This is a genomic window from Streptomyces sp. NPDC051913, assembly GCF_044593635.1.
Classification (GTDB): Bacteria; Actinomycetota; Actinomycetes; order Streptomycetales; family Streptomycetaceae; genus Streptomyces.
In genome coordinates this window covers 216,338-229,342 of the sequence record NZ_JBIUCI010000003.1, presented here as the reverse complement: position 1 = coordinate 229,342, position 13,005 = coordinate 216,338, and the positions used below count along the sequence as shown (strand labels likewise).

The following is a 13,005-nucleotide window of genomic DNA, read 5'->3' as shown; positions in this document are numbered from 1 at the left end:
GTGAGGCCGGGCCGCGTTGTCATGCGTTGCTCGCGCCCACCTGCCGCGTGAACCAGCCGTTCAGCCCGCGGTTCGATCCGGCTGCCTGTCGCCCCGTTCGGAACGCGTCCGCGTGCGCCCCCGCCCACTGCGTGAACGTCCGTGCCGGTCGTCCCAGTACCTTCGCCGCCGTCGGGAGGACTTCCGTGCCGCGGTCGTCGTCGAGGGTGTGGTGGAGGATCGCGTCGACGACGTCGGGTGGGAAGCCGTAGCGCTCCATGGCCGCGCGGGCCGCCTCGGGCGGGACGGGGCGGACGCGCAGGTCGCGGGAGATGACGTGGCCGAGGAGTGAGAGTTCCTCGGCCGGGGTCAGGGACTCGGGGCCGCTCAGCTCATGGGTCAGGCCCGCGTGTTCGTCGGTCGTCAGGGCCAGGGCCGCGATCTCCGCCAGGTCCGCGGGGTCGATGCTCGCCGCCGGGCGGTCGGCGAAGGGGATCGCCACCTCGTCGCCGGCGCGGAGCCGGGGTGCCCATTGCAGGGCGTTGGACATGAAGCGGCCGGGGCGCAGGAGCGTCCAGACCGGGAACCGGTCGATGATCGCCGCCTCCGCCGCCGCGTGCCAGCGGACGATCGGGTCGCCGTCACCGTCTTCGTCGCCGCCCGTGCCGCCTCCGTCCAGCACCGACAGCTTCACCAGGCGCCGTACGCCCGCCTCCCGCGCCGCCTCCGCCAGGGCCAGGTCGTGGGTGGGGGCGGGGGCCGTGCCCACCGGCTGGGCCGACATCAGGAAGGCCGCGGAGGCACCCGCGAACGCCGCCGCCAGACTCGCCGGGTCGGCCGCGTCGCCGTACACCGGCTCCACGCCGGCCGGGAAGCGGGCCTCGCGCGGGCGCCGCGTCATGGCCCGTACGGGCTCGCCGGACGCCGCCAGCCGTCGTACGAGCTCGCCGCCCACATGCCCTGTCGCACCGGTCACCAGGATCATCGCCGTATCTCCCTTCGGGTACGGCTTCAGCGTGCTCCCGGACGGCTCGGCGCGCGTCGCACCCGGGGAGGCGTCCCGGGGTCTCCCGGAGGAGTAGGGGCCCCACGGAAAAGGGACATATCGGGCGGGCGCGCCTACGCTGTAAACATGCGCGTGTCCACCGACGGAAGAAGGTGAGTGCGATGCGCGTCCTGCTCAAGGCGTCCATGAACACCGAGAAGGCCAACGAGGTCATCCGCAGCGGCAAAATGCCCCAGCTCATGCAGGAAGCCCTGGGGAACATCAAGCCCGAGGCCGCCTACTTCACCCTCGACCATGGTGTCCGCACCTGTTACCTGGTCTTCGACATGCAGGACAGCTCCCAGATGCCGCCGTTCGGCGAGCCCTTCTTCATGGACCTCGACGCCGAGCTGGACCTGACTCCGGTCATGAACGCCGAGGATCTGCAGAAGGGGTTGTCCCAGCTGCGGTAGCTTCCGTCAGCTGAAGATGATCATCGAGCCCTGTGCCAGGCTCCGGGTCGCCGCCGCGTGCAGGCCAAGCCAGACGTGCCGTTCACGGGAGAAGGGGCTGGGGTCGTACGGCGCGGGGACCGCCGGCTCCTCCAACTCCGTGGGCCCCAGGGGTGGCTGGGGTGCCGCCGGGGGGTTGCCGGGGTCTATGCCGATCGACGGGCCGACCAGCTGAAGCTCCCGCAGCAGGGTCTGCGCGGAACCCAAGGGACCGCCGCCCGCGAGGAGTTCGTCGTTGGCCAGCGGGTGCGGGAAGTCGACGGGGACGTACGCGCCCGCGTGGTCGTAGTGCCAGACCAGGTGCGACTGCTGGGCGGTCGTCTCGAACATCTCCAGCAACTGCTCGTAGTCCCCGCCCAGTTCGTCGACCGGCGTGACGGGCAGCCCGCAGACCTGGAGCAGATACGCGCGGCGCAGGAAGTGCAGGGCGTCGTAGTCGAAGCCGGCCACCGGGGCGACCTCGCCGGACAGTCCCGGCATGTACTGGTACACCGGCACCGGCGGCAGGCCGGACTCGGCCAGCACCTTGTTGTACTGCGCGAGTTCCTCGGCGAACGGGTTGTCGGGCGTGTGGCACAACACGTCGACGAGCGGTACCAGCCACAGGTCACAGGCCAAAGAGGGCTCCTCGGATAGCTCGGTGCGGCACGGCGGTCATAGCTCCGTGTAGCGAAGCGGTCAGGGAAGAGTAGTCGTGAACGTCCCATACCCAAAGCCGGTGCGCATCGTTCATTCCCCGGCCAGGCGCTCGATGACCGCGAGGGACTGCGCGTTGTACGCGCCGACGATCTCCCGGGCGGCGGCGGTGTCCCGGCGGACCAGGGCGTCGACCAGCTCGGTGTGGTCGGCCCACAGCTGTCCGCGCAGATCGGTCAGCCGGCGCAGATGCTGCACCGCGCACACCCAGGACTGCACGCGCAGCCGGTGCAGGAAGTCGGCGAGGTAGGGGTTGCCGAAGACCGAGCTCAACTCGCGCCAGAACCGCAGGTCATAGCCGATCAGCACGGTGAGGTCACCGGCCGCGGCCGCCCGCTGCGCCTCCTCGCCCCGGCGCCTCACCCCGGTGAGGACGGCGAGGACGCGGGTCCCGTCGGGGTCGTTCACAAAGCCCTTGTGACCGCGGTCCAGGGCCTGGAACATGCCGTCGATGACGAGGCTGCGGGCCTCGATGATGCCGCGGTAGTCCTCGACCGAGTACTCGTGGACCCGGAAGCCGCGATGCTGGTCGGCCTCCAGCAGTCCTTGAGCGGCGAGATCGACGAGCGCCTCGCGCACCGGGGTGGCGGACACCCCGTACTGCTCGGCGATCTCCTTGACCGTGAACTCCTGCCCCGGCTGGAGCCGGCCGCCCAGCACCTCGTCGCGAAGCGCGTCGGCGATCTGCTGCCGCAGGGTGTTGCGGGTCACGGCGCCGTTGCCGCTGCTGCCGGGCATGGTCGGGCCTCTCCCTGGGGGCGTTCGGGTGGCGTGCACGTACATGTCTACGAGCACGCCACCTTACGCGTTCGGGTTTCCCGTGGTTACCCGCGCAGCGACCCTCAGGGCGCCCCCTGCGGCTACTCCGTGTACTCGTCCGCCACGGAGAGCGCCGCGTCCAGCGCGGACAGGCCCTCCTTGAGCTCGGACTCGGACACGTTGCACGGCGGCACCACATGGGTGCGGTTCATGTTGATGAACGGCCAGATGCCGTGCTTCTTCGCGGCGGCGCCGAACGCGGCCATCGGGGCGTTCGCCTCCCCGGCCGCGTTGTACGCCACCAGCGGCTCGCGGGTCTCCCTGTTCTTCACCAGGTCCAGCGCCCAGAACATGCCGACGCCGCGCACCTCGCCGACGCAGGGGTGCCGCTCGGCGAGCTCGCGCAGGGCGGGCTCGACGACGGCCGCCCCCAGGCTCTTGGCGTTCTCGACGACACCCTCCTCCGCCATGACGTTGATCGTCGCGACGGCGGCGGCACAGGCCAGCGGATGCCCGGAGTACGTCAGACCGCCGGGGTACGGCCGCTTCCCGAAGGTCTCCGCGATGGCGCCGGAGATGGCGACACCGCCGAGCGGGACGTACCCGCTGTTCACCCCCTTGGCGAAGGTCATCAGGTCGGGCACGACGTCGAAGAGATCCGCCGCGAACCACTCACCGGTGCGCCCGAACCCGGCCATGACCTCGTCGAGGACGAAGACGATCCCGTACTTGTCGCAGATCTCGCGCACCCCGGCGAGATAGCCGGGCGGCGGCACCATGATCCCGGCCGTGCCGGGGATGGTCTCCAGGATGATCGCGGCGACGGTCGCCGGCCCCTCGAAGGCGATCGTGGTCTCCAGGTGCTCCAGCGCCCGGGCACACTCCTGCTCCTCGGTCTCCGCGTAGAAACGGGAGCGGTAGAGGTACGGCGCCCAGAAGTGCACGACACCGGCGGAGCCGCTGTCGGAGGCCCAGCGGCGCGGGTCACCGGTGAGGTTGATCGCCTGCTGGGTACCACCGTGGTACGACCGGTACGCGGAGAGCACCTTGGGGCGCCCGGTGTGCAGCCGGGCCATCCGTACCGCGTGCTCCACGGCGTCGGCCCCGCCGTTGGTGAAGAAGATCTTGTCCAGGTCGCCGGGCGTCCGCTCGGCGATCAGCCGGGCCGCCTCCGAGCGGGCCTCGATCGCGAACGCGGGCGCGAACGTGGACAGGGTCGCGGCCTGCTCCTGGATCGCGGCGACGACCTTCGGGTGCTGGTAGCCGATGTTGGTGTAGACGAGGCCACTGGTGAAGTCCAGGTACCGCTTGCCGTCGTAGTCCCAGAAGTACGACCCCTCCGCGCCGGCGACGGCGAGCGGGTCGATGAGCTCCTGCGCGGACCAGGAGTGGAACACATGAGCACGGTCCGCGGCCTTCACGGCGGCGCCGACCTCGGGGTTGGGCTGAGGGGTCATGTCCGTGAGCGTAAATGTCCGCGATGCGGAAGCGGTATCGGCGTCCTGTCTGTGGACGGGGGGTTTCCGCGACAGGTTGTCGGGCTTGGAGCCTGTTCTGCGCCGGCCCGGCGTTACGGAACCGTCGAACCCGGCCCGCTCATCTCCCCCTGCCCCCGCACTATCGTGGGGCTGTTGCACAGGCGCACAACGGGGGACGTCGGGGAGGGCCTGCGATGGAGAAGCTGGGGGCCGGGGATCCGCACCGGATCGGGGCGTATCGGCTGCTGGCGCGGCTCGGGGCCGGGGGCATGGGGCAGGTGTACCTCGCCCGGTCGGACCGGGGGCGGACCGTCGCCGTGAAGCTGGTGCGTGAGGAGCTGGCCCAGCAGGAGGAGTTCCGGGGCCGGTTCCGGCAGGAGGTGCAGGCCGCCCGGCAGGTCGGCGGCCACTGGACCGCGCCCGTCCTCGACGCCGACACCGAGGCCGCCGTGCCCTGGCTCGCCACCGGGTACGTCGCCGGGCCCAGCCTCCAGCAGGTCGTCGGTCATGACCATGGCGCGTTGCCCGAGCGGTCGGTGAAGATCCTCGCCGCCGGGCTCGCCCACGCGCTGAAGGACATCCACGCGGCCGGGATCATCCACCGGGACCTGAAGCCCTCCAACGTGCTGGTGACCATCGACGGGCCCCGGGTCATCGACTTCGGCATCGCGCGGGCCCTGGAGACGGTCACCGACGGCGGCCTGACCAGGACCGGCGCACTCGTCGGCTCGCCCGGCTTCATGGCGCCCGAGCAGGTGCGGGGCGACCGGATCACGCCCGCGTGCGACGTCTTCTGCCTCGGCTCCGTGCTCGCGTACGCCGCCACCGGCACGCTTCCCTTCGGCGCCGGGGGCAGCGGGGTGCACGCCCTGATGTTCCGGATCGCCCAGGAGGAACCCGACCTGGAGGGAGTGCCGGAGGGCCTCGCCGATCTCGTCCGGGACTGTCTGCGGAAGGACCCGGCCGCCCGGCCCACCCTGGACCAGGTCCTCGACCGCACCGGCGCCGAGGACACGGTGTCCGGTGGACGCTCCCGCGACCCGTGGCTGCCGAGCGCCCTGGTGGCCCAACTCGGGCGCCATGCCGTGCAGTTGCTGGACACGGAGGATCCGGAGAGCGGGGACGGGGCGAGCGGTGAGGTGCCTCCCGAGCACGCGCCGGCCGCCGCCGAGGGCGCCTCCGCGCCGCCCCAGCCGAGTCAGCCGGGGGCACCGCTGAACCATCTGCCGACGGTGGTCGGGCAGCAGGGGGAGGTGACGCCTCCACCCACTCCGGCCACCCCGGCGGGATACGCGGGCCAGGCGGGCCACGCGCAGACTCCACCGCCCGCCCACCCCGCCTACGGGTATCCCCAGCATCACCCTCAGCCGCCCGCGGCCACTCCCGCCTACGGCCACCCGCAGCAGGCATGGACGCCGGGAGCCCCGGCGCCGTACAACCCGTACAGCGGCGCACCCGGTGCACCCGGCGCGACCCCTCCGTACGGCCCGGGTACGACCCCTCCGTACGGCCCGGGTACGACCCCTCCCTACGGCCCCGGGGGCGCCCCCTACCCGCCGCAACCGCACCCCCAGCCCGACCCCCCGCGCCGCAACGGCCGCTCCACGATCGCGCTCGTCGCCGTCGCGCTGGTCGTCGCGCTCGGCGCCGGTGGTTCGGTCTACGCGCTGATGAGCAACGGCGGCGACGCGGACGACAAGAGCGGAGGCGACGGAGGTACGCCCACGGCGACCGCGCCCACCACCCCCGGCCCGACCACCGACGCCCCCTCGCCCTCGCCGTCCCCGTCGGCCTCCACCTCGGCCCCGGCCGACGGCACGGTCCCCGCCGGCTACCTCGGGACGTGGACCGCGACGATCGACAACGCCGAGGGGCAGCACGCCCGCCAACTCACCATCCAGGAGGGCAAGGTGGGCGACACCGTCCTCTCCCTCGTCGCCGACGGCCCCGACTACCACTGCGTCTTCCGGGCCGCCCTCACCGAATCCCCCGGCAGCGACGGCCCGTTGGAGATCGGCCCGTCCACGGTGTCCGTCGGCCAGCCCGCCTCCTCCTGCACCCCGGGCGCGGCCACCGAGATCATCCTGCGCTCCGACGGCACCCTGGAGCGGGTGAACACGAGCAACGGGGAGAAGCTGACGTACACCAAGCAGTAGCCCGAAGTCGGCGCCATAGCAGGGAAGTTGAGGCCGCGCACTCGTACGGTCCCGTCGGTGGAACGGCTGAGCGCAGAGAACCTCGTCGCCGTCGAGGGCGAGGTGCGCCCAACCGCAGCGCGACCGCCGCCGAGACGCCACCCGAGGCGCCCGGTCACCTGGGCTCAGGCGGCCGCTGCCGAGGCATGTTCGGCCGAGCCCCGTTCCCCGGCGGCAACGGGAACCGCCCCTGCCCCCCACCCCCGTCCTGCCGCGGCACGGACGCCACCGCCGACTGGATCCCGAGCGGCGCGGGCCCGGTCCGGAACTCCACCATCCAGTCCGCCGTCTCCACCCGCACCAGCTCGGTCACGTCCTCCGAGAACCGCCGCAGCACCCCCAGACACCGCTCCGCGGCCTCCCCGGCCGTGCCCTCCGCGGGACCGAGCACCTCCCGCACACTCTCGGCGGCCCAGTCGAACTGCAACACCTGAAGCCGACGCTGCACGGCCTGGGCGGTGGCCACATCCCTTATCCACCCGGACGTCACCCCGAAGAACCGGTCGACGGCCATGCACGCGCCGGCGAGCAGCAGCGCCAGATACCCCCAGGGCGCGCCCCCGCCGACGACCCCGGTGAGGTCGAGGAGCGGCAGCGCCGCCCCGGCCACCGCCCCGGCCGCGGCGCCCGTACGCAGCGCCCGCGCCCCGCGCCGCTTCCACACCCGGTCGATGAGATACCAGGCGGCGGTGTCGAGCGCCCCGCGCTCCACCCACCGGTACAGCTCGTCCAGCCGCAGCGCGGGCTCCCCCCAGTCGCCGAGCGGGAAGGAGCGTCCCATCAGATCGCCCGGCCGCAGTCCGGCCGCCCCCTCGCCCCGCCCGTCCTGAGGCGGACCCTCGGGCTGCATCTCCGGCTGACCCACCCGGCACTCCCTCCACGACCACGACCACGATCGATCACGCTGCGTAATGCACGTGTGACGCATGATGCCGACGTGCCGGACCTTTCCTACCTCCCAATGGGTGGCGAAGGGACAGCTTTCACCTCTTTTCCGCCCGGAAGTGGGGCTTGATCAGGTATAGGACTCGACGTCATCTCACTCGAAAGAGTGCTGGGGCGATGGCTGCGCGGAGCACGTAGGCTCATTGCAGAGGACAGGACGAGCACCAGACGAGCACCAGACGAGCGCAAGACACAGACCTAAGAGCGGGAGCTGATCGTGATCCCCGGTGGTGGCCAGCCCAATATGCAGCAGCTGCTCCAGCAGGCCCAGAAGATGCAGCAGGACCTGGCGAACGCACAGGAGGAACTGGCGCGGACCGAGGTCGACGGCCAGTCCGGCGGCGGCCTGGTGAAGGCGACGGTCACCGGCTCCGGTGAGCTGCGCGCCCTGAAGATCGACCCGAAGGCCGTGGACCCGGACGACACCGAGACCCTCGCCGACCTGATCGTGGCGGCCGTACAGGCGGCCAACGAGAACGCGCAGACGCTCCAGCAGCAGAAACTGGGCCCGCTGGCGCAAGGCCTGGGGGGCGGCGGCATCCCCGGCCTGCCCTTCTAGGACGGGCCTGTCCCTCCGGACCGGGCCTGCCTTCCGAAGAAGGCGGTCCGCCAACTACCGTACGTACGTGTAAGGAACCCCAGGAAGGACGGCAGTCCGTTGTACGAAGGCGTGGTCCAGGACCTCATCGACGAACTGGGGCGGCTGCCCGGCGTCGGTCCCAAGAGCGCGCAGCGGATCGCCTTCCACATCCTCCAGGCGGAACCGACGGACGTACGGCGCCTCGCACAGGCTCTGATGGAGGTCAAGGCGAAGGTCCGCTTCTGCGCGACCTGCGGCAACGTGGCACAGGAGGAGCTGTGCGGCATCTGCCGTGACCCCCGCCGCGACCCCACCGTCATCTGTGTGGTGGAGGAGCCGAAGGACGTGGTGGCGATCGAGCGCACCCGGGAGTTCCGGGGCAAGTATCACGTCCTGGGCGGCGCGATCAGCCCGATCGAGGGGGTCGGACCGGACGACCTGCGTATACGAGAACTTCTCGCCAGGTTGGCCGACGGGACGGTCACGGAACTGATCCTGGCCACGGACCCCAACCTGGAGGGCGAGGCCACCGCCACCTACCTCGCCCGCATGATCAAGCCCATGGGCCTCAAGGTCACCCGCCTGGCCAGCGGCCTCCCGGTGGGTGGCGACCTGGAATACGCGGACGAGGTGACCCTCGGCCGCGCCTTCGAGGGGAGACGACTCCTAGATGTCTGACGCCACACTGCACGCGACCGCGCACAACCCCGACGACTTCGCCGTCCAGATCGCCGACCAGATCGAGAGCTTCCTGGTGGCGGTGGCCGAGGTGGCGAAGGGCGACGAGCCCGACTCGGCCGTCCCCTTCCTCCTCCTGGAGGTCTCCCAGCTCCTGCTGGCGGGCGGCCGCCTGGGCGCGCACGAGGACATCGTGCCGGACGAGCGCTACGAGCCCGACCTCGGCCCGGAGCCGGACGTGGACGAACTCCGCGAGAACCTCGCCCGCCTCCTGGAGCCGATCGACGTCTACTCGGAGGTCTTCGACCCCTACGAGCCGCGCAAGTCCCCGGTCCCGGCCCGGATCTCCGACGACCTCACGGACGTCATCACCGACCTCCGCCACGGCATGGCCCACTACCGCGCGGGCCGCACCACGGAGGCCCTGTGGTGGTGGCAGTTCTCCTACTTCTCCAACTGGGGCACGACGGCGTCCGCGACGCTCAGGGCGTTGCATTCCGTGCTGGCCCACGTCCGCCTGAACCAGCCCCTCGAAGAACTCGACGGCCTCGACACCGACCAGAGCATGGGCGACGAGACGCTGGAATTCGAGGCGGGCCGGGTGATGGCGGAGGAGATCGGCGAGCCGCTGGGGGTACGGCCGGCGAAGTAACCGGCTTTTTCCGTACGTTGTGGGGCGCGGCGAGTACGCTGCGCCCCACAACGTGACACGTTCCTCCCCACCCCGCGCAACGGCGGCGGCCTGCCAGGCGCCGCCGAGGTCATCGACGTCACCGAGCGCTGGAGTTCATCGGAGGCCGTCTCACGGTGAAGCCCGGACCGGACGGGAATCGGAGCGAGATCCTCGCCTGGCTGCAACGACGGTGGGCGGGGCAGTCGAGCGGCCCATGGCTCTACCCGTACCGAGGCCTGCGGACGGAGGCCGATGGCGGAGGGCGCGTGCCGGCCGACGGTGTACTCGCACCGGCACGGCACTTCGTCGGACACGGTGAGTGGAGCGATCCGGCAGGGGTCTTGATGACGGTCGAGGTCACGGCACGCGACCCCGAAACGGACCCGTACCTGCGCGTCGAGAAGCCCGATGGCTATGCCGCCGCCGGTGTCCCGGTCTACCTCCTCATCGACCGGGACGACTGCACCGTGACCGTATTCACCGAGCCAGAGGACGGCCGCTACCGCCGGCAGCTGAACAAACCCTTCGGAGCCACCGTCAAGCTCCCCGCCCCGGTGAACATCACCCTCGACACCGAGCCCCTCAAGGAGTTCGCCGACTGATCACAGCCCCCACAACCCCTTGCCCAGCGCCGTGACCCCGCCCGTCAGGGCCAGCAGCAGCACGAGCAAGCGGGCCCGCTTCTCCGGAATGCGGGAAGCGAGGCCCCTGCCGATGACCCCGCCCGCCCCCATCGCCGCGACCACCGTGAGCCACCTCGGCGCGCTCAGCTCGGGCACCCCGTTCGCCGCCACGGAGAACGCGTTGACGACGACGCCGTAGAACATGGCGTTCGGCACGAACTCCCGTACCGTCCAACCCGCGTTGAGGGCATACAGGGATATCGGCGGGCCGCCCACCCCCGCCGCGGAGTTCATGAACCCGCCCGCCGCCCCGGCGGCCACGGCCCCTTTCGTGCCGCGCAGGGCGGGGAGGCGGGCGCCGCGCATGACCAGCAGGACGGCGACGGTCACCAGCCCTCCCATGACCAACAGGAGCACAGGTTCGGGGAGTTGGCGGGTCATCCAGGCCCCGGCAGGCACCGTGCAGGCCGCCGCCACACACAACGGCACCATCGCCGCGAGCCGTACCCGCCGCCACCCGTCCATCAGCCCCACGACACAGATCACCCCCGAGGCGCAGTTGGCCAGCACCACCCCCTGCGCCGGCCCGAGCAGCAGGATCAGGGCGGGTACGGCGACCAGGGCGAAGCCCATGCCGGTGAGCCACTGGACGGAGGAGCCGAGCAGGACGATGCCTCCCAGTAGTACGTCGCCCTGCCATCCGCCTGTCATGGTTCGGTCTCCTTCGCCCGGAACGTGGTGCGTCTGCGTGTTCGCGGGCGCCATGATGACCGTATGACGGGGGAGTCGAGGGCCGAGGCGGCGGGGCGGCGGTCGATCGCGGCCGGGCACGGGATACGGCAGGCGCTCACCGGGGACGGCTCGATCGCGATGTACGCCGAGAAGTCCTTCCCGGCGGAGGCGTTCGCGCTGCCCTCCTCGGCACCGGAGGGGCTGGTGAACCTGCCCGATCGGACCTCGCTGTTCGTCGGTCGTGAACGCGAACTCGCTCTGCTCGACGATGCGTTCAGGGATGCCAACGGCGTGGTCGTACAGGCCGTCCACGGGCTCGGCGGCATCGGCAAGTCGACGCTGGCGGCGCGTTGGGCGGCGGGGCGGGTGGGGTCGTACAACCCGGTCTGGTGGATCACCGCGGAGACGGTGGCCGATCTCGACGCCGGGCTCGCCGAGTTGGCGGTCGCGTTACAGCCCGCGCTGCGGGACGTGCTGTCCCGGGAGGCGCTGCGTGAGCGGGCCGTGCAGTGGCTGGCGGGGCATGAGGGGTGGCTGCTGGTGCTGGACAACGTGTCCGATCCGGCGGATGTGCGGCCGTTGTTGGGGCGGGCCACGGGTGGACGGTTCCTGATCACTACGCGGCGGGCCAGTGGGTGGCATCAGCTGGCGCGGCCGCTGTCGCTGGACGTGCTGGCCCCGGCGGAGGCGGCCGAGTTGTTCGAGCGGATCGACGGGCCGGGGGAGGAAGTAGACGCCTTGTGCCGGGAGTTGGGGTATCTGCCGCTCGCCGTCGAGCAGGCGGCGGCGTACTGCGCGGAGGCGGGGATCTCGGCGGGGCGGTACCTGGAACTGCTGGCCGCCTATCCCGAGTCGGTGTTCGCGCAGTCGGCCGAGGGGACCGATCGGGCCCGTACGGTGGCGCGGGTGTGGCGGGTCTCCTTGGACCGGCTGGCCGATACGCCGTTGGCGGGGCGGATCCTGGGGGTTGTGGGGTGGTGGGCGCCGGAGGGGATTCCGCGGGCCTATCTGGAGGCGATGGGGACTCCGGTGGAGGTCACGGAGGCCGTGCGGCGGTTGGCTGCGCACAGTCTGGTCAAGGTGCACGACGGCGACACCATCTCGGTGCACCGGCTGGTGCAGGCGGTGGCTCGGGCGGAGAGCGGCGCGGGGCATGAGGCCGCACGCGTGCTGCTCGACAACAGTGACACCTTCCGTGGCATCGACGCGGACGTGCGGTGGCTCACGCATTTGGAGGCGTTCGCCGGGCACACCGACCCGGAGACCGACGGCGAGTCCGAGGCCTGGCTGTTCAACATGGGCGGACTCAAGTCCTCGGAGGAGTATGGGCGTAGCCGCATGATGGAACTGCACGAGCGGGCGGTGACGGCGGCGGAGCGTGCCTTCGGGCCCCGCGACGAGGTCACCTTCGCTCTGCGCCGGAATCGGGCCGAGGCGTATTGGTACGTCGATGACCACGCCCGCGCGACCGAGCTACTGGAGCGGCATCTGGCTGACCAGGTGCGGGTGTTCGGCGCGATGGACCCGGAGACATTCGAGACCCGGGCGGTCCTGGCCCAAGTTCTGCTGGATGCCGGTCGGTTGCGGGAAGCGCTGAAGCTGGCGAAGAAGAACGCGACGCGAGCCGAACGGGTCCTGGGGAGCGACCACGACGTCGCTCTCGACGTGTGGGCGGTGTGGGCCAAGGCGCTGAGGTACAGCGTCGAGGAGGGCGAAGGCGCCGCTGCGACCGAAGCCGCCGCCACGATCGAGCGGTGGCTGGCCAGGATGGAGGCGACCCGGGGGGAGGGCAACAGGTTCTACGACCAGGTCCACTGGGAGCTCATCTGGGCCCGCGCAGCCGCGGGGGACATCGAGGAGGCCACGGCCGACTTCGAGCGGTGCATCGCGCGTAGGGAGCGCATCTACGGTGAGACGAGCCGGGCAACGCTCAACACCCGCCGGGCGTTCGCCACGTTCCTGTGGCGTACGGTCGGCGCCTCCGACCGTGCCCGCGAGCTGGTCGTCCAGCTCATCGGCGACTGGGAGCGACTGCTCGGTGAGACCCCGCATCTCGAAGAGCTTCGTGCGTACTACGCCCGTCTGACCTCCTCACCTGAAGCGCCCGGGTGATCACCCTCCGTACCTTGTCCGCTTCTTGTCCCTCCCCTGCATCTCACCTGCACCACCC

General features: G+C 71.3%; 13 protein-coding genes. 7 read left to right on the top strand and 6 right to left on the bottom strand.

Going from position 1 to position 13,005, the window contains the following annotated elements:
- Nucleotides 1-19: 19 nt before the first annotated feature.
- Nucleotides 20-964, bottom strand: coding sequence for an NAD(P)H-binding protein (locus tag ACIHIX_RS09995; protein ID WP_399952492.1), 945 nt, complete (start codon nucleotides 962-964; stop codon nucleotides 20-22).
- Between the two features lie 182 nt (nucleotides 965-1,146).
- Here ACIHIX_RS09995 and ACIHIX_RS09990 point away from each other — a divergent pair, with 182 nt between their 5' ends.
- Complete coding sequence (locus ACIHIX_RS09990; protein ID WP_399952489.1) at nucleotides 1,147-1,437, top strand: hypothetical protein; 291 nt, start codon at nucleotides 1,147-1,149, stop codon at nucleotides 1,435-1,437.
- Between the two features lie 6 nt (nucleotides 1,438-1,443).
- Here the strand turns inward: ACIHIX_RS09990 and ACIHIX_RS09985 are convergent, their stop codons facing one another.
- The 3 genes from ACIHIX_RS09985 to ACIHIX_RS09975 form a co-directional block, all read right to left on the bottom strand.
- Complete coding sequence (locus ACIHIX_RS09985) at nucleotides 1,444-2,094, bottom strand: hypothetical protein (protein ID WP_399952486.1); 651 nt, start codon at nucleotides 2,092-2,094, stop codon at nucleotides 1,444-1,446.
- Between the two features lie 111 nt (nucleotides 2,095-2,205).
- A complete protein-coding gene (locus ACIHIX_RS09980; protein WP_399952484.1) occupies nucleotides 2,206-2,910 on the bottom strand; it encodes a GntR family transcriptional regulator in 705 nt (234 codons plus the stop codon).
- Between the two features lie 122 nt (nucleotides 2,911-3,032).
- Entirely contained in the window at nucleotides 3,033-4,388 is a 1,356-nt protein-coding gene (locus tag ACIHIX_RS09975; RefSeq protein ID WP_399952481.1) for an aspartate aminotransferase family protein, read from the bottom strand.
- A gap of 215 nt (nucleotides 4,389-4,603) precedes the next feature.
- On the opposite strand from ACIHIX_RS09975, the gene ACIHIX_RS09970 reads away from it, so the two are divergent.
- Nucleotides 4,604-6,565, top strand: coding sequence for a protein kinase (locus tag ACIHIX_RS09970; RefSeq protein WP_399952478.1), 1,962 nt, complete (start codon nucleotides 4,604-4,606; stop codon nucleotides 6,563-6,565).
- Between the two features lie 154 nt (nucleotides 6,566-6,719).
- Here ACIHIX_RS09970 and ACIHIX_RS09965 read toward each other — a convergent pair whose 3' ends face one another.
- Nucleotides 6,720-7,469 (bottom strand): SLATT domain-containing protein, encoded by a 750-nt coding sequence (locus tag ACIHIX_RS09965; protein ID WP_399952475.1) that lies wholly within the window; start codon nucleotides 7,467-7,469, stop codon nucleotides 6,720-6,722.
- Between the two features lie 297 nt (nucleotides 7,470-7,766).
- Between ACIHIX_RS09965 and ACIHIX_RS09960 the strand changes: the two genes are divergently transcribed.
- The 4 genes from ACIHIX_RS09960 (at nucleotide 7,767) to ACIHIX_RS09945 (ending at nucleotide 10,082) form a co-directional block, all read left to right on the top strand.
- On the top strand, nucleotides 7,767-8,108 hold the full coding sequence (locus ACIHIX_RS09960; RefSeq protein ID WP_399952472.1) for a YbaB/EbfC family nucleoid-associated protein: 342 nt from the start codon (nucleotides 7,767-7,769) through the stop codon (nucleotides 8,106-8,108).
- A 99-nt stretch (nucleotides 8,109-8,207) separates the two neighbouring features.
- Nucleotides 8,208-8,807 (top strand): recombination mediator RecR, encoded by a 600-nt coding sequence (recR, locus tag ACIHIX_RS09955; protein WP_329336605.1) that lies wholly within the window; start codon nucleotides 8,208-8,210, stop codon nucleotides 8,805-8,807.
- Complete coding sequence (locus ACIHIX_RS09950; RefSeq protein ID WP_399952469.1) at nucleotides 8,800-9,459, top strand: DUF5063 domain-containing protein; 660 nt, start codon at nucleotides 8,800-8,802, stop codon at nucleotides 9,457-9,459. The genes recR and ACIHIX_RS09950 overlap by 8 nt, the downstream gene beginning before the upstream one ends.
- A gap of 128 nt (nucleotides 9,460-9,587) precedes the next feature.
- Nucleotides 9,588-10,082: a Uma2 family endonuclease gene (locus ACIHIX_RS09945; protein WP_399953753.1), complete on the top strand. Its 495-nt coding sequence runs from the start codon at nucleotides 9,588-9,590 to the stop codon at nucleotides 10,080-10,082.
- Here the strand turns inward: ACIHIX_RS09945 and ACIHIX_RS09940 are convergent, their stop codons facing one another.
- Nucleotides 10,083-10,814, bottom strand: coding sequence for a TSUP family transporter (locus tag ACIHIX_RS09940; RefSeq protein WP_399952466.1), 732 nt, complete (start codon nucleotides 10,812-10,814; stop codon nucleotides 10,083-10,085).
- A 63-nt stretch (nucleotides 10,815-10,877) separates the two neighbouring features.
- On the opposite strand from ACIHIX_RS09940, the gene ACIHIX_RS09935 reads away from it, so the two are divergent.
- Nucleotides 10,878-12,947, top strand: a complete 2,070-nt coding sequence (locus ACIHIX_RS09935) for a tetratricopeptide repeat protein (RefSeq protein WP_399952463.1) — start codon at nucleotides 10,878-10,880, stop codon at nucleotides 12,945-12,947.
- The last annotated feature ends 58 nt before the right edge of the window (nucleotides 12,948-13,005 follow it).